This is a genomic window from Deferribacterota bacterium (genome assembly GCA_034189185.1).
GTDB lineage: Bacteria > Chrysiogenota > Deferribacteres > Deferribacterales > UBA228 > UBA228.
Genome location: JAXHVM010000032.1, coordinates 1 through 15,811, shown reverse-complemented (window position 1 = coordinate 15,811; position 15,811 = coordinate 1). Strand labels below are relative to the sequence as shown.

The following is a 15,811-nucleotide window of genomic DNA, read 5'->3' as shown; positions in this document are numbered from 1 at the left end:
GATTTAGAATGTAAATTAGAGATTATACAAAAAGGTCTTGAGTGTTTTGATTTTAAATATCTACGCTCAGAATATCCTGAGTTGTGTGGGGAGAAAGAAGCTAATATTTATTTGAGTATTTCAAATAATAAACCTTATATTATACTAGATGATAGAGTGATTAAAATATTTAAATAATATAAATTATATAAAATTACAATATCCTTAATAATTGTAAAATTATTTTTAGCATTTTTATTTTTATAGATTATTTTACCCTTTCTTATATATTTAAATAAAAATTTGAGAGATATTATGAAAGGTTGGATTCTATATAAAAGATCAAAAGAAGAACTAAAAGATAGTAACTACGAAATCCATAGATTTATTGAGGAAGCAAAGAAAGCTGATATTGAGCTTGAAATTATAAAACCTGAACAGGTGGATATAATTGTAGCCAAAGACCATGAAGGAAGTATTAAGGTAAATGGAAAGAACTGGCCATTGCCTGATTTTGTTATTCCTCGTATGGGTGCTAGTACAACTTATTTTGCTCTAGCGGTAATAAGGCAACTTGAAACCTTGGGTGTATATTCTGTTAATTCCTCTCAGGCAATTGAAATTGTGAGAGACAAGCTCTATACACAACAGATTCTAGCAAAGAATAATCTGCCAATCCCAAAGAGTATGCTTTTAAGGTTTCCTGTTGACATTGAGCTAGCCTGTGAATATATAAATTTGCCTGTTATTGTAAAAACAATATCGGGTTCTCAAGGCAATGGTGTTTATCTTTCAGAGGATAAAAATTCCTTTACAGATTTGATGCATCTGCTAGAGGCAACAAGCCCAAACGCAAATATTATTATTCAAGAATTTATTAAAAGCAGTAGAGGCATTGATTTAAGGGTTATTACTGTTGGAGGTAGGGTAATTGGGTGCATGAAAAGGATAAATAGTAGAGGTGGTTTTAAAGCAAACTTTTCTGCTGGTGGAATAGTAGAGAGATATGAGCCAAACCCTGAGATTGAATGGCTATCGACAACTGTATCAAATATAATGAATTTAGATATTGCAGGGGTTGATCTGCTTTTTGATGAGGGTCATTTTAAGATTTGCGAATGCAATTCTTCGCCAGGGTTTAAAGGGATGGAAAGTTGTGTTGACGTTAATGTTCCGCGTGAAATATTTAACTATATAAAAGTTCGTATAGGCATGTATTAGTTATTCAAAATATAGAAAAAAAATAATAATCAAAAAATAGTGAAAATATCAATGTTTAATATGGGTTTAATCTGGGACGTAGAAACCATATTCTTTGGCGTTGACGTTGTGCCTTTTTTCATAGGCTAGAGTGGAGGTTGGGGTTTCTCCATAATCATGCCCTGGTAACACTATGGTATCTTCTGGTAGTTTCATTAATTTTCTGATAGATGCGCCAAGCATTTGCCTATTACTGTATGGTAGATCGGTGCGCCCGCTATCACCAACAAATAGGGTATCCCCTGTAAAGAGCTTTCCATCTCCATAAAAACAGACGCCACCTGGGGTATGCCCGGGTGCATGAATCACCTTGAGCTTAACAGTATTACCAATTTCTATAGTATCACCATCGTGTAATATAATATCAACGTCCTTGCCATAATAAGGGATGTCATCTTCATGCATAGCCAATCTTGCACCTGTTTCCTGCCTAACAGACTCAGCAAAAGCTGTGTGATCCTGGTGAAAGTGGGTTGCCAAAATATATTCTATAATTAGATTATTTTTTTTAATATATTCCATTATGCTTTTTTTGTCTGCTCCTGGATCAATAACAGCACACTTTTTAGTATCTTGACAAGCCACTATATAACAAAAATTGTCTGTATTTTTTAGTTTTAACTGTTTAAGAAGCATTTTTAACCTAGTAAATATAATAAAGCCATATTAAAGTATGTCAAGATAAATCAATTATAATTACCCTACCCCACTTTTAATATTTAATTGTTATATTGCAGTATAATTATTATAAAATTTGTTTAAGTTAAATTAATCTTTAAAAATTTAAACACAGTAATATAATAGAATATAGATATAAATTATAAAATAAAATGGAGGTGTTTTATGGTAGAAAATATTAAATGGTTAGGTCATGACGTTTTCCAAATAACAGAAAATAATCTGACAATCTATACTGATCCCTATAAAATTAGCAAAGAAAAAGAAGCAGATCTTATACTAATTAGTCATAGTCACTTTGATCACTGCTCCCCTGATGATGTAAAAAAGATACAGGGGCCAAATACAACAATAGTTACTACACCTGACTGCACAGAAAAACTAGAGGGCGATATAAAGAGTGTAAAACCTGGCGATAAAATAAATGTTAAGGATGTAAATATTGAAGTAGTTCCAGCTTATAATATAGGCAAAGATTTTCACCCCAAATCAAATAATTGGGTTGGTTTTATATTTACTGTGGGTGATAAAACTTACTATTTTGCTGGTGATACAGACTATATCCCAGAGATGGATAGCTTTAAAGAAAAAAACATCGATATTGCTTTGATCCCTGTTAGTGGAACATATGTAATGACAGCAGAAGAAGCTGTAAAAGCTACTAAGGCTATAAAACCAAAGATAGCCATTCCTATGCACTATGGCACAATAGTGGGCTCTCAAAATGATGCTCAATATTTCAAAGAACAATTAGAAGGTATAGTAGAGGTGCATATATTATAGCACCCTCTACTTTTTAATATTAATTAATAATTAACAATTAATAATTAATGTATGGTTATTTAATAAACCTGCAAAGGAGAATTGCGAGTAAGGTTATACTAGAGCCTTTCAAAAGCAATATTGATTACTTTGGGGGGATTGATGTTGCATTTAGCAAAAACTTTGCATTTGCCGCAATTGTAATATTAGATTCTAGTTTTAATCTAGTTGATGTAGCTTGTGGGATTTCAAAAATAAAACTTGCCTATATTCCAGGATTGCTTTCCTTTAGAGAATTTCCTGCAATCTATCAGGCTTACAAAAATTTAAATATAAAAGCAGATATTTATTTAGTTGATGGTCAAGGGATTGCTCATCCTAGAGGATTGGGTATTGCCTCGCATATTGGTGTTATATTAAATATTGCTACAATAGGGTGTGCCAAAAAAAAGCTTGTTGGGGACTATATTAATCCACCAAATAAAAAATTCTCTTATACATATCTTTATAATAGTATAGATACCCCAATAGGTGCAATTGTTAGGTCTAGAGAAAGGGTAAAACCAATATTTGTCTCACCAGGACACAAAACAGATATAGAGAGCTCAGTTAATATTATTAAAAGGGTTATCACAAAATATAGACTACCTGAACCAATTAGATATGCGCACCAATATGCTGATAGATTTAAGAAAGAGAAACTAAATAATTTAAAAGAAACTATATAAGATTATTTTATAAATAAAATAAATATTGAAAAGTATAATACCTTAAAGATCGCCAAATAATTTTCTGTAATAACTTGTAACTTCATCTAGGGTTGGAAAGCTAACCTGGGTGCCCATTTTTCTAACTGACAATCCAGCTGCAACATTTGCAAATTTTACTGAGTCTTCTAAACTCTTTGTAATAACATACCTATATGCAAATGCCCCAATAAAGGCATCGCCTGCGCCGGTTGTATCGACAGGTTTCACATTAATTGCTGGTATAATATTAAGATTACCATTTTCTAGAGATAAAGCACCTTTATCACCAAGGGTTATTAAAACATTTTTTACTCCCTTTTCAAAAAGCTTAAAGGCTGCCTTTTTTGCGTCTTCAACGCTGTTAATGTCAACTCCAGTAAGTAGTTCTGCCTCTACTTCATTTGGGGCAATTATATCAACATACCTATAAATCTCACTAGGCAATTGCCTAGCAGGCGCAGGATTAAATAAAGTAAGAATCCCTGCACTTTTTGCAATTTTTAGGGCTTCCAAAGTTGTCTCTAGTGGAACCTCTAGTTGACAAATCAAAATATTTGATGTTGCAATTAGATCTCTAGCTATCTTTACATCATTAGGTTTTAGTAGCCAATTAGCTCCAGGGACTATTACAATAAAATTATTCCCTTTATCATCAACAAATATAGGGGCAACGCCAGTTGATTCATCTGCAAAATAAACATAATTAGTATTAATATTAAAATTCTTAAAATTATTAAGCGTTTCTTTGCCAAATATATCACTGCCCAATTTTGTAACCATTGATACACCAGCTTTTAACTTTGACGCCATAACAGCTTGATTTGCTCCTTTGCCACCAAAACCTATTTTAAAACTCTCACCAATTAATGTTTCCCCTAGTTTAGGAAGTCTTTCAGCTCTTATCACTAAATCAATATTTGATGAGCCTACAACTACAATATTATTTTGATTATAACACATTTACCCCTCCTAAAATACTTTTAAACCATTTTTAACTGGTCTATCAACAGTGAGCAAGACAACCTCATTCTCTCTTTCACAAACACCCAAAACAAGGCATTCTGAATAAAACCCTGCTATTTTTTTAGGCTTAAAATTAACAACAGCAACTATTTGCTTGTTTAATAAATCTTCTTTCTTATATAATTTTGTAATTTGTGCACTAGAACTTTTTACTCCAAGCTCCCCAAAATCTATCCTTAATTTATAAGCAGGTTTTTTAGCTTCTGGGAACGCTGATACTTCTATAATTTTACCAACTCTTATATCAATATCTTCAAACAAATCATAGCTAACAAAATCTTTCTTATCCATACACTACCCCAAAGCAACATCTAAAACCATCATTATTGTAAAACCAAGCATTGCAAAAATTGTAGAGATATCAGTTTTCTTATCTAGCTGAGACTCGGGAATCAATTCTTCAACAACAACATAGATCATTGCCCCTGCAGCAAATGCAAGGGCATATGGCAAGATAGGTTGAATATATATAACAGCAGCTGCCCCTAGTACAGCTGCAATAGGCTCAACAATACCACTAGCCTGTCCATAAAAAAAACACTTTGAGATCGATATATTTTCCCTTCGAAGTGGGACAGAGACAGCTGCCCCTTCGGGCATATTCTGTATACCTATACCAATAGCCAAAACTATTGCACTAGCCAAAGTAAAGCCAGATATATTAGAAGCTGCTCCACCAAAGGCTACGCCAACAGCCAAACCTTCTGGGATATTGTGTAATGTTATTGCCAATACTAATAACACACTTCTTCTCAAATTTGTTGGAATCCCCTCACTCTCGCTTCTTTCATATCCAATATGTAAATGAGGGATTAATCTATCAGCAATTAATAAAAATACACCACCTAATAAAAAACCGACTGAAACAGGTAACCAAGTAGGAATATCTAGGTTTTCAGACATTTCAATTGCTGGGGCAAGTAAAGACCAAAAGCTTGCAGCAATCATAACACCTGCCGCAAAACCTAACATACCATCTAAAACCTCTCTCTTAATTTCTTTAAAAAAGAATACAAGGGAGGCACCAACTGCAGTTAAAAACCAGGTGAATAATCCAGCAAAAAGGGCCTGCATTACTGGTGAGATATTATAAATATAATGGGTATCCATAATATTAAATAATCTATCAAAGAATTATATTTTTTACAACTTAATAGTATTAAAATAATAAAAGCTTTAGTCACTTTTCTTAGGGAACAAAATAGATACAATAACAGTTGCAGAGATAATTAATGCAATAACTAATAATGTAATATAAATAGGAATTGTTACAAAATGACTAAAAATCATTTTTAAACCAATAAATAAAAGAACGCAAGATAATCCATAATTGAGAAACCTAATTAACTCAATCAAATTGGCTATAGCAAAATAGAGTGCTCTCAAACCTAATACTGCAAATGCATTTGAGCTAAAGGCAATAAAAGGATCTAGGGTTATTCCAAATACAGCAGGAATTGAATCAAGGGCAAACATTAAATCAGAAGTCTCAACTGCTATAAGAGTCAAAAATAGTGGGGTAATATAAATTTTTTTATTCTCTTTTACTAAAAATTTTCCATCTCTATACTCTTTTATAACAGGAATAAATTTATTAACAAATTTTATTACTGGGTTATCAGCTATGGATAATTTCCTATCCTTACTAGATAATAATTTTATAGAACTGTAGATAAGTATAGCCCCAAAGATATATAATAGCCATTCAAACTCTCTAACCAACCTTATACCAATAAGTATAAAGGTAATCCGTAAAACAAATGCACCAATTATACCTAGGTATAATACCTTATGTCTATATTCTTGGGGAACTCTAAAAAAAGCAAAAATAACAATAAAAATAAATAGATTATCAACGCTTAATGAGAGCTCAACTAAATAAGCCCCATAATATTCAAGTGCAGAATTTATGCCATAAATATTATAAACTACAATACCAAAGAGTAGCCCTAGGGATATCCAAAAAATACTGTAAAACAATGCCTCTCTGAGATTTATTGTGTGAGATTTTCTTTGAAAAACAAATAAATCTAAAAGCAATAAAAATATGAGTAAAAGTATCAAAAAAAACCAATACATAGTATTCATTTACATCACCTCATTATTAAACTAACTAAATTTTTATAATATATACTTAACCTATAAAAATAAATATATTAACATTAATTTTTACATAAATTAATGTATACTTTATAATAGTGGAGAAGGAGGTTTTTATGTCATATAATCTTAAGGTACCAGAGAGAATATTAATGGGACCTGGCCCATCAAATGTTAGCCCTAGTGTATTAGAAGCAAGTGGCAAACCTATGATAGGTCACCTAGATCCTGATTTTATAAGGATTATGGATGAAGTAACAATTATGCTTCGAAAAATTTTTCAAACTGATAATAAGCTGACCTTTCCAGTTTCAGCAACAGGTAGTGCTGGAATGGAGACAGTATGTGCAAATCTTATAGAAGAAAAGGACAATGTTTTAATATGTATAAATGGTATATTTGGCAAGCGTATGGCCGATGTAGCTGAAAGATGTGGCGCAAATGTATATACTGTTGAATCAAGGTGGGGGCATATTATAGAGCCAGAGGATGTTAAAAAAGCTCTAGAGAAGGCTAAATTTAAAATGGTGGGAATAGTACATGCTGAAACCTCTACAGGCGTATGGCAGCCACTTGAGGAAATATCAAAAATAGTACATGAAGCCGGTGCACTATTTGTTACAGATCACGTTACCGCTCTTGGTGGCATACCAGTAGAGATAGATAAATTACAAATAGATGCTGCCTATGCAGGCACACAAAAATGCCTCTCGGCACCTCCTGGGCTTTCACCGGTAACATTTAATGAAAAGGCTTTAAATGTTATAAGAAATAGAAGGAAAAAGGTGCAAAGTTGGTATTTAGATATAAATATGATTGCAAACTATTGGGGTGGCAAAGAGAGAGTATATCATCATACAGCACCAATATCCTCAATCTATGCACTACACAGAGCCCTTAGCAATATATTAGATGAAGGCTTAGAAAATGTATTTAATAGGCATCTTACATTAGGCCAAGCTCTTCATAAGGCTTTAGAATCGATGGGTTTAAAATTATTTGTAGAAGAAGAAAAATATAGACTACCTGAACTTACTTCTGTTTACCTGCCTAACAATGTTGATGACAAAACTGTTAGAATGAAGCTTTTGAATGATTTTAACATTGAAATAGGCCCTGGACTTGGTGAATATGCTGGTAAGATATGGCGAATTGGACTTATGGGCTATACTTGTAATAAAAATAATTTAATTTTATTTATTAATGCGCTAGGGTTAATATTGAATGATTTAGGATATAAATGTGACATAGGGTTAGCAGTAAATAGTGCATATAAACATATAATAACTAATTTAAATTAATTTTAAAGAGCTTAACCCGTAAAATTTGTTTTGACAATTATCCTTAGCACTATATAATTGTAATAGAATAAAGGCTAGTTTAAATATAATGGCATCTACAACAATTATTGTTATAATAGGCTTATTAATATATTTTATTACATACTTTACCTATGGTAGATATATTAATAAAAAGGTAGTAGGGAAAAGTATTGAAGAAGCTCCATCAAAAAGATTATTCGACGGCGTGGATTATGTTCCAGCAAATAGATACATCCTCTTTGGTCATCACTTTGCCTCAATTGCTGGTGCTGCACCTATCGTAGGGCCTGTTATAGCCCTTGCATGGGGATGGTTACCGGCTATTCTATGGGTTTGGTTTGGAAATATCTTAATTGGAGCTGTCCACGATTATCTTTCCCTAATCAGTTCAATAAGGCACAATGGTCACTCTATACAGTGGGTAGCAGGTAAAATAATAAAAGAAAGAGCAGGAAAATTATGTGGATGGTTTGTTCTTCTTGTTTTAATATTAGTGATAGCAGCTTTCTCGGCAGTTGTTGGTAAATTGCACGTTGATGAGCCCTCAGTTCCAACTGTATATTTATTAACAATTATTGTTGCACTCTTATTGGGCTACCTCATTTATAGAAGAAATGTAAATTTCAAAATTGCTACAACTATAGCACTAATATTGTATATTATCTCTATAGTTGTTGGGTATTTCATACCAATAAAACTAAATTATCAGATGTGGATGGCTATATTATTAATATATATAATAATTGCCTCATCACTACCTGTTAATGTTTTGTTACAACCAAGAGACTATCTAAACTCTTGGCTTTTGGTTGTTTGTCTTTTATTTGGCGCTATAATTATGGTTTTTTCATTTAAACACCTTTCAACACCAACAGTTACATTATTTAGCGCACATATAATAAGAGGTTATTCAACGCCCTTTTGGCCTGTTATACCACTTATTATTGCATGTGGTTCACTATCAGGATTTCACTCCTTAGTTGCCTCAGGCACAACATCAAAACAGATCTCTAGCGAAAATGATGCACAGTTTATAGGTTATGGATCAATGCTAGTAGAAGGTTTTCTCTCAACCATTGTTATTGCTACTGTTTCAGCTTTTGGTATTTTTAAAGGGCTTGATTTATCGGATAAAACAATGTTTGCTAATAATTATGTTTCAACGTTGAATAATTATGGAGGGCCAATTGGTGTATTCGCATCTGCATATGGCAATGCTGCAAATTATCTATTTGGTCTGCCTAGCAAAATAATAACCATCATAGCTTCACTATGGGTTGCATCCTTTGCTTTGACAACCCTTGATACATCAAATAGACTTGCTAGATATGCAATTAATGAGCTTAGCGAACCTCTAAAGAAAAGTAACAAAGATTTTTATACATTTATAACAAATAGGTGGGTTGCATCAACTATACCTGCTCTAATTGGCATTACACTTGCTTGGAGTGGCGCTTGGTCGATGATTTGGCCTGCCTTTGGTGGTGCAAATCAAATGTTGGCATCAATTGCACTTATAACAACATCGGCATGGGTTATTAGGGTGCAAAGAAAAAAAGCCTACTTTGTGCTAATACCAGCACTTTTACTATGGGTTACTGTGACTTCAGCATTAATATGGTATTTAATAGTTCCTGTAGCAGGCTTTTTCAATACCGCACCTTTTCAGGCAGTTTTGTTAGGTGTTATAACAATACTAATGTTACTTCTAAATTTCATGCTAATTTATGATTTTTACAAACCTAACAGTATGATTGAATAATCTTTCAATGGGTGTTAACTAGCTAAATGATTCATCCCTTTTTAAATATCTTAAGAGGTATCTTAGAGGCACCGAGCAACTTAATAGAAGAAGAATTAAATGCTTATAAAAATATATTTGCGCTACTTATTATGTCAAATTTTATAGGTTTACCAATATTTCCTACAAGCCTTTCTTTAAAAATTATACCCTATATTGAAGAAGAAATTTTAACTATGCTTGAACATTCTATGGAGTTAGATGATCAACTTATGAAATGGATAGGTAGTTTTGATATCGGATAGTTTAAAGGTTTTATTTTTTCTTGGGAAAGGGGGTGTCGGCAAAACAACTATATCATGCAATACAGCAAATTATCTATCAAAAAGTAAAAAACACACCTATTTATTATCAATTGACCCAGCTAATAATGTATTTGATTTCTATCGCATTAACTCAAAATCCTCAATTAAGACTATAAATGAATATTTAACAGTTGAGGAATTACATCTAGATAAAAAGAAAGAAGAAATAACAAACAAAACTATAGACTCAATTAAATCTCAGTATAAATACTTAACAATCTTTAATCTTGAGAATATATTTAACACACTAAAATATACGCCTGGAATAACAGAATATATCTGTCTTAATGCAATCTATGAGACATATATAAAAATAAAGGATAATTTTGAGTATCTTATTATTGATACGCCACCAACAGGTTTATTCATACAAATCATAGCGCTTATAAAAAATACACAAAATTGGATAAGAGAACTTGAAAAAATTAGAACAAAACTTCTCAACAAAAAGGAACAATTGGCAAATATTAAGAGAATAAAAAGTGAAAAAAAATTAACAGACAATGATAAAATACTAAATATCTTAAAAGAAGAAGAAAATATTTATACATTATTAGAAAACATAATAAATGATTTGAAAACGAACTTAATATTAATAATAAACAATGACAGCATATCAAAAAAAGAAGGATTATATATTATAAATACATTGAGAGAATTAAATGTTAATATTAATAAAGTGATAATTAATAAAGCAAATACTAAAGATATAGAATTAGAAAGTTTATATAAAAACTATTATCTCCACTTTATACCTAATTTTGAAAGTTATAACTCTATAAATCTAGATAATAAATACATAAAAGATATAGTTGAGATTTAATAAATTATTTAAATATTTTTATAATATTGACCTTGTATCTATTTTATTTTAAATACTTATATTATGAAAAAATACAGATGCCCTGTACAGGTTAGGTTTGTAGATTTAGATGGTTATTTTCACGTAAATCATGCAAATTATGTTAGTTATCTTGAGATAGCTAGAATATCTTTTTTTAGAGAACATCTGGACGATTTCTTTACTACTTTATATAATAATGGCATATTAATCCTTCTTAGAAAACTTGATATAAAGTATGTAAAATCAATTGGTTTGTATGATAATATATTTGTAGAAATGTGGGTTAAAAAGGTTAAAAATATAATATTTACTTTTAAATATAATATAGTAGATGATAACAAAAATATATATAGTATAGCTGAAACTGAGTTGGCTGTTTATGATAATTTAGAGAAAAAACCTACTAAGATACCAAAAAGTCTCTTAGAAGTTCTTTATAATTATCTAGAAAAATAGAATATTTAAACTATTTATAAATAATATTTGATATCTTATGAAAAATTTATATAAATACATATGATATTAACCCCAAATGATATAATATTATTTCTTTTATGCATAGCTATATTGCTATTCTTTGCAAAGTTATTTGCTGAAATTGCAAAGAAATGCGGGATTGTTTCAGTTTTCGGTGAGATATTAGCAGGTATTATATTAGGACCAACAGTACTTGGATATATATTCCCTAGTGCAAATGAGATACTCTTTCCATTAGAGGGTAATAGAAGATTAATACTAGATGTTTTCTCAAACCTATCAATTGTAATGTTCCTGCTCTTTGCTGGAATTGAATCAGATCTTGATGCTATTAAGAAACAAGGCCCTTTTAGCTATAAAATTTCAGCGGTAAGTATTTTCTTACCCTTTATTGTAATATTTGCTATTGTTTATTACACCCCAAATATCTTTGGCAAACCTGATTATTTAGATACAAATACTTATGCGCTTTTTATTGCTACAGCTCTTTCAATATCCGCCTTGCCAGTAATTGCAAAAATATTGATGGATATAAACTACTACAGAAGTGATCTAGGAGCTACAGTTATACCTGTAGCAATCATAAATGATATTGTAGGATGGTTATTATTTGCTTTTGTAATAAGCCTAACCGGCACTAGCAATCATGTACATTTTTCTTTCACTACAACAATCATAATAACAATAGTATTTACATTATTTATGTTAATTTATTTTAGAAAATTTATCCATGCTATATTCCCTTATATACAAGCACATTTCTCATGGCCAGATAGTATTATAACCTTTTGCCTGTGTGTAACTTTTTTTTCAGCATCCTTTACTGAGTATTTAGGAATTCACGCCCTATTTGGAGCTTTTATAGCAGGCCTTGCTTTGGGTGATACATATCACTTTAAAGAAAAAGCAAGGTATACAATTGAACACTTTGTTAACTCCTTTTTTTCTCCAATATTTTTTGGTTCTATTGGACTCCATATTAATTTTATAACAAACTTTAATATAAAACTATTTCTAATTTTTTTTCTTGTTGGGACAATTCTTAAAGTTTCAGCATCTTTTATTGGGGCAAAATTAGCAAGACTTAACAATAAAGAATCATGGGCACTTGGTTTCGCAATGAACACAAGAGGTGCTATGGAGATTATTATAGCAATCATTGCAGCAGATTTAGATATTATTAATAGTGTAGTATGCGTTGCACTAATTGGTGATGCAATTGCAACCTCATTAATTAGCGGACCAATAATCAAAAAGATACTTTCCATAAAAATGCCTTTAAGATTCTACGATTACATAGATCCAAAATCATTTATATACAATCCAGAATATACTGATAAATTTGAGTTATTAGCAATATTAAGTGATAAACTAAGTATTAATAATAATCTTGATAAAGAGATTATAAAAAAAGAGGTAATAAAAAGAGAAAATATTATGCCTACAGGATTAAGTGCGGGCATAGCTATACCACATGCACGAATAGAAGGTCTCCAAAAACCATTGATTGCTGTTGCAGTTTGTCCAAGAGGAATTGATTTCCAAGCTCCTGACTATAATCTATCACATATAGTTTTTTTAATTTTATCTGGTCCTAATCATGATTTACTACAATTAAAAATTATTGCTGACGTTGCAAAAACATTTAAAAAACTAGATATTACAAAGAGTAAATTACCAAAAAGTTATACAGAGTTTATTGCATTTATAAAAAGCGAAAATATATAAAATAATAATCTTGATAAATCAATTATATAAACTATAATTCTCTATTATGAAAAGTTATAAGAGAGAATTAGTCTTTAACACAAAAAATAGGGTTGAATTTATTAATATTACTAGTGAGGTTTCAAAAGCTATTAAGGAAAGTGGAGTAAAAGAAGGCTTGTGCCTTGTTAATGCAATGCATATAACAGCCTCAGTATTTATCAATGATGATGAAAGAGGCCTCCACAATGACTATTATAAATGGCTTGAAAAACTTGCACCCCATGAACCAATAGATAGATATGAACACAATAGAACTGGTGAAGATAATGGGGATGCTCATCTAAAAAGACAGGTCATGGGTAGAGAGGTTGTTGTTGCTATTACTGATGGTTCTTTAGATTTTGGACCTTGGGAACAGATATTTTACGGCGAATTTGATGGACAGAGGCGCAAAAGGGTTCTTATAAAAATAATTGGGGAATAATGAAACAAAATTTACATATAACCCATAATGACTTAGACGGTGCAGGCTGTGGTATTATTCTTCAAAAAACAATTAGTGATATTGAAACAAAATATCTAGACTATACAGATGTTAATGATGTTATTTTAGAGAGTATAGGTAAATATAAAAAAATTTATATCTCTGATGTCACCCCTGACTTAAAAACGTTAGAGATTTTAATTAGTAAGGCAGATTTTTTTATTATTGACCATCATAAGACAAATATGCATTTAAAAGGAAAAGACTATGCAATATTTGACACTAACAAATGTGCAACCCTATTAGCTTATGAATGGGCTTGCAAAATAAATAAAAACTTAAATATATATTATCCCCTTGTTGAATTAATAAATGATTTTGATTTATGGCTAAACAAGCATCAAAAAAGTAAAGAATTAAATATATTATTCACTTTTTTAGGACTTAATAAATTTGTATCAAGATTTATCGACAACCCCTCAATAAATTTTGATAGTTGTGAAGAATTGATAATAGATATTGAGAAGAACAACTTAAATGATACTATAGAGGATGTCTTACACAATTCTAGGATCTTAAAAGATGTATATGGCAATACATTTTCTTTGTCAATCACGGACAAATATAATTCTGAGACTGGCGATTATCTACTAAATAAACTTGATGTAGACTATGTATTAATGATAAATCCAAAGCACAACAAAGTCTCACTTAGATCACGTGGGAACTTTGATGTAAGTGCTATTGCAACAAATTTTGGTGGAGGTGGTCACAAAAACGCCGCTGGTTTTAGAATAAGCTTTACTGATAAGATACTGGAAATATTAGATTCTATTGGATTAACCAAATCAAAATAATATAAAAAATGTCTACATATCTTATATGCTCTGCTTATAAAGTAGAGCAATTACCTAAAACAAATCTACCAAATATTGTACTTACTGGCAGAAGTAATGTTGGAAAATCAACACTTATTAACAAGTTAATTGGGAGAAAACAGCTAGCAAGAACCTCTAACAAGCCTGGCAAAACAATATCTATTAATTTTTATAATTATAAAGATATGATCATTTTTGTTGACTTGCCTGGTTATGGCTTTGCTCATAGAAGTAAAAGTACTGTGCTTACGTGGAAAAATCTTGTTGAAACCTTTTTTAATAAAAATGATAATTTAGAATTATTTTTATTACTCATTGATGTTAGGATAGGTGTTAAAGATAAGGATTTAGAATTATTCTATTATCTAGAACAATTTAACAAGGATATTATTCCAATTTTAACTAAAACAGATAAAGTTAATAAGAACTATGTTAATAAACAAATAGATCAAACATCTGCAATTATTAATTTATCACCAAATAAGATTAAGCACTTTTCACATAAAGATCCAAAATCTATGGTAGAGATTTGGAATACTATAAATAAAGCCTTACAAAGAGATTAATATTTATTCACTTTAACTTAAACCCACTATATCTAAATTGTAAGAAATAAACCTGATAGTTTTTAAGAATTAATCAACAACCTTGTGAAAAATTAAAAAAATAACTATCTATCAATAAGATATGTTTTTGACAGTTTATTAACAATATAATTTTTATTACTAGCTATACCATTTTCTATTTAAAAATAGGATTTGATTCATATTTTATTAAATTGTTTAAACATTGTGTATGGATTATAAGATATTTAGCTAAATCTAATTTTTAACATGGCATTCAAAAAATTAATAAATACGTAGGAGGGAAAGATGAAAATTGTAGCATTTAATGGAAGTCCCAGAAAAAAGGGTAATACTGAATTTTTATTAAACAAAGTATTAGAACCTTTAAAAGAGGAGGAATTTGATACGGAATTATTACATATTGGTAATAAATATATACAAGGGTGTATTGCATGTTTTGGTTGTATTAAAAATAAAAATGGTCTTTGTAGTGTAACAAATGATATATTCAATGATTGTATGAAGAAAATGTTAGAAGCTGATGCAATAATAATTGGCTCACCAGTATACTTTGCAAATATGACTGCCCAAGTAAAAGCGTTGATAGATAGGGCTGGTTTTGTTGCTTATAATAATGGTGGGTTATTTGAAAATAAGGTCGGTGCAGCTATTGCAGCTCAGAGGAGAGGTGGTGGGGTTAATGTTGTTGAGTCAATTTATAGGATGTTTTTAATGTCAAAAATGATCATACCTGGCTCAACTTATTGGAATTTTGGCAATGGCTTGCTAAAAGGAGAGGTTGAGAATGATAAAGAAGGAATAGACAATATGATAGATTTGGGAAAGAGAATTGCTTGGTTATTAAAAAGAATA

The 15,811-nt window shown here is 30.7% G+C and carries 18 protein-coding genes; 13 read left to right on the top strand and 5 right to left on the bottom strand.

The genetic code is table 11. The annotated features are described in order from the left end of the window. Nucleotides 1-294 precede the first annotated feature (294 nt). Complete coding sequence (locus SVN78_03820) at nucleotides 295-1,200, top strand: RimK family alpha-L-glutamate ligase (protein ID MDY6820736.1); 906 nt, start codon at nucleotides 295-297, stop codon at nucleotides 1,198-1,200. 66 nt (nucleotides 1,201-1,266) lie between these two features. Here SVN78_03820 and SVN78_03815 read toward each other — a convergent pair whose 3' ends face one another. Next, nucleotides 1,267-1,824 (bottom strand): MBL fold metallo-hydrolase, encoded by a 558-nt coding sequence (locus tag SVN78_03815; GenBank protein ID MDY6820735.1) that lies wholly within the window; start codon nucleotides 1,822-1,824, stop codon nucleotides 1,267-1,269. A 258-nt stretch (nucleotides 1,825-2,082) separates the two neighbouring features. On the opposite strand from SVN78_03815, the gene SVN78_03810 reads away from it, so the two are divergent. Both SVN78_03810 and SVN78_03805 read left to right on the top strand, forming a co-directional pair. Then, nucleotides 2,083-2,700: an MBL fold metallo-hydrolase gene (locus tag SVN78_03810; protein ID MDY6820734.1), complete on the top strand. Its 618-nt coding sequence runs from the start codon at nucleotides 2,083-2,085 to the stop codon at nucleotides 2,698-2,700. A gap of 47 nt (nucleotides 2,701-2,747) precedes the next feature. Then, the gene (locus tag SVN78_03805) at nucleotides 2,748-3,407 is read left to right on the top strand and encodes an endonuclease V (protein MDY6820733.1); all 660 of its coding nucleotides are present in this window, start codon (nucleotides 2,748-2,750) and stop codon (nucleotides 3,405-3,407) included. Nucleotides 3,408-3,449: 42 nt separating this feature from the next. Here SVN78_03805 and rbsK read toward each other — a convergent pair whose 3' ends face one another. From rbsK to SVN78_03785, 4 genes are all read right to left on the bottom strand, one after another. After that, nucleotides 3,450-4,388 (bottom strand): ribokinase, encoded by a 939-nt coding sequence (rbsK, locus tag SVN78_03800; GenBank protein ID MDY6820732.1) that lies wholly within the window; start codon nucleotides 4,386-4,388, stop codon nucleotides 3,450-3,452. 9 nt (nucleotides 4,389-4,397) lie between these two features. Then, nucleotides 4,398-4,742: a tRNA-binding protein gene (locus SVN78_03795; GenBank protein MDY6820731.1), complete on the bottom strand. Its 345-nt coding sequence runs from the start codon at nucleotides 4,740-4,742 to the stop codon at nucleotides 4,398-4,400. A 3-nt stretch (nucleotides 4,743-4,745) separates the two neighbouring features. Further along, nucleotides 4,746-5,561, bottom strand: a complete 816-nt coding sequence (locus tag SVN78_03790) for a ZIP family metal transporter (protein MDY6820730.1) — start codon at nucleotides 5,559-5,561, stop codon at nucleotides 4,746-4,748. Nucleotides 5,562-5,627: 66 nt separating this feature from the next. Beyond that, entirely contained in the window at nucleotides 5,628-6,539 is a 912-nt protein-coding gene (locus tag SVN78_03785; GenBank protein ID MDY6820729.1) for a TerC/Alx family metal homeostasis membrane protein, read from the bottom strand. Between the two features lie 128 nt (nucleotides 6,540-6,667). On the opposite strand from SVN78_03785, the gene SVN78_03780 reads away from it, so the two are divergent. From SVN78_03780 to SVN78_03735, 10 genes are all read left to right on the top strand, one after another. After that, nucleotides 6,668-7,852 carry an alanine--glyoxylate aminotransferase family protein gene (locus SVN78_03780; protein MDY6820728.1) on the top strand — a complete coding sequence of 395 codons (1,185 nt, stop codon included), beginning with the start codon at nucleotides 6,668-6,670 and terminating at the stop codon, nucleotides 7,850-7,852. Nucleotides 7,853-7,940: 88 nt separating this feature from the next. Continuing rightward, a complete protein-coding gene (locus tag SVN78_03775; GenBank protein MDY6820727.1) occupies nucleotides 7,941-9,635 on the top strand; it encodes a carbon starvation protein A in 1,695 nt (564 codons plus the stop codon). Nucleotides 9,636-9,661: 26 nt separating this feature from the next. Beyond that, the gene (locus tag SVN78_03770; protein MDY6820726.1) at nucleotides 9,662-9,919 is read left to right on the top strand and encodes a hypothetical protein; all 258 of its coding nucleotides are present in this window, start codon (nucleotides 9,662-9,664) and stop codon (nucleotides 9,917-9,919) included. Next, nucleotides 9,906-10,802 carry a TRC40/GET3/ArsA family transport-energizing ATPase gene (locus SVN78_03765; GenBank protein MDY6820725.1) on the top strand — a complete coding sequence of 299 codons (897 nt, stop codon included), beginning with the start codon at nucleotides 9,906-9,908 and terminating at the stop codon, nucleotides 10,800-10,802. The genes SVN78_03770 and SVN78_03765 overlap by 14 nt, the downstream gene beginning before the upstream one ends. A 63-nt stretch (nucleotides 10,803-10,865) precedes the next feature. Next, the gene (locus tag SVN78_03760) at nucleotides 10,866-11,279 is read left to right on the top strand and encodes a thioesterase family protein (GenBank protein ID MDY6820724.1); all 414 of its coding nucleotides are present in this window, start codon (nucleotides 10,866-10,868) and stop codon (nucleotides 11,277-11,279) included. Nucleotides 11,280-11,339: 60 nt separating this feature from the next. Next, nucleotides 11,340-13,028 (top strand): cation:proton antiporter, encoded by a 1,689-nt coding sequence (locus tag SVN78_03755; GenBank protein ID MDY6820723.1) that lies wholly within the window; start codon nucleotides 11,340-11,342, stop codon nucleotides 13,026-13,028. 46 nt (nucleotides 13,029-13,074) lie between these two features. Then, the gene (locus tag SVN78_03750) at nucleotides 13,075-13,494 is read left to right on the top strand and encodes a secondary thiamine-phosphate synthase enzyme YjbQ (GenBank protein MDY6820722.1); all 420 of its coding nucleotides are present in this window, start codon (nucleotides 13,075-13,077) and stop codon (nucleotides 13,492-13,494) included. Beyond that, nucleotides 13,494-14,351, top strand: coding sequence for a DHHA1 domain-containing protein (locus SVN78_03745; GenBank protein MDY6820721.1), 858 nt, complete (start codon nucleotides 13,494-13,496; stop codon nucleotides 14,349-14,351). The genes SVN78_03750 and SVN78_03745 overlap by 1 nt, the downstream gene beginning before the upstream one ends. 8 nt (nucleotides 14,352-14,359) lie before the next feature. Continuing rightward, on the top strand, nucleotides 14,360-14,938 hold the full coding sequence (gene yihA, locus SVN78_03740; GenBank protein MDY6820720.1) for a ribosome biogenesis GTP-binding protein YihA/YsxC: 579 nt from the start codon (nucleotides 14,360-14,362) through the stop codon (nucleotides 14,936-14,938). 306 nt (nucleotides 14,939-15,244) lie between these two features. After that, nucleotides 15,245-15,811 (top strand): flavodoxin family protein (locus SVN78_03735; GenBank protein MDY6820719.1); only part of this gene is annotated, 567 nt, incomplete at its 3' end.

Excerpts from the sequence above, each read along its gene's own strand:
- SVN78_03770 (MDY6820726.1), top strand. The coding sequence starts at position 9,662 with ATGATTCATCCCTTTTTAAATATCTTAAGAGGTATCTTAGAGGCACCG.
- SVN78_03820 (MDY6820736.1), top strand. The coding sequence starts at position 295 with ATGAAAGGTTGGATTCTATATAAAAGATCAAAAGAAGAACTAAAAGAT.
- SVN78_03805 (MDY6820733.1), top strand. The coding sequence starts at position 2,748 with ATGTATGGTTATTTAATAAACCTGCAAAGGAGAATTGCGAGTAAGGTT.
- SVN78_03795 (MDY6820731.1), bottom strand. The coding sequence starts at position 4,742 with ATGGATAAGAAAGATTTTGTTAGCTATGATTTGTTTGAAGATATTGAT.
- SVN78_03785 (MDY6820729.1), bottom strand. The coding sequence starts at position 6,539 with ATGAATACTATGTATTGGTTTTTTTTGATACTTTTACTCATATTTTTA.
- yihA (MDY6820720.1), top strand. The coding sequence starts at position 14,360 with ATGTCTACATATCTTATATGCTCTGCTTATAAAGTAGAGCAATTACCT.
- SVN78_03775 (MDY6820727.1), top strand. The coding sequence starts at position 7,941 with ATGGCATCTACAACAATTATTGTTATAATAGGCTTATTAATATATTTT.
- SVN78_03755 (MDY6820723.1), top strand. The coding sequence starts at position 11,340 with ATGATATTAACCCCAAATGATATAATATTATTTCTTTTATGCATAGCT.
- SVN78_03790 (MDY6820730.1), bottom strand. The coding sequence starts at position 5,561 with ATGGATACCCATTATATTTATAATATCTCACCAGTAATGCAGGCCCTT.
- SVN78_03745 (MDY6820721.1), top strand. The coding sequence starts at position 13,494 with ATGAAACAAAATTTACATATAACCCATAATGACTTAGACGGTGCAGGC.
- SVN78_03760 (MDY6820724.1), top strand. The coding sequence starts at position 10,866 with ATGAAAAAATACAGATGCCCTGTACAGGTTAGGTTTGTAGATTTAGAT.
- SVN78_03750 (MDY6820722.1), top strand. The coding sequence starts at position 13,075 with ATGAAAAGTTATAAGAGAGAATTAGTCTTTAACACAAAAAATAGGGTT.
- rbsK (MDY6820732.1), bottom strand. The coding sequence starts at position 4,388 with ATGTGTTATAATCAAAATAATATTGTAGTTGTAGGCTCATCAAATATT.
- SVN78_03810 (MDY6820734.1), top strand. The coding sequence starts at position 2,083 with ATGGTAGAAAATATTAAATGGTTAGGTCATGACGTTTTCCAAATAACA.
- SVN78_03780 (MDY6820728.1), top strand. The coding sequence starts at position 6,668 with ATGTCATATAATCTTAAGGTACCAGAGAGAATATTAATGGGACCTGGC.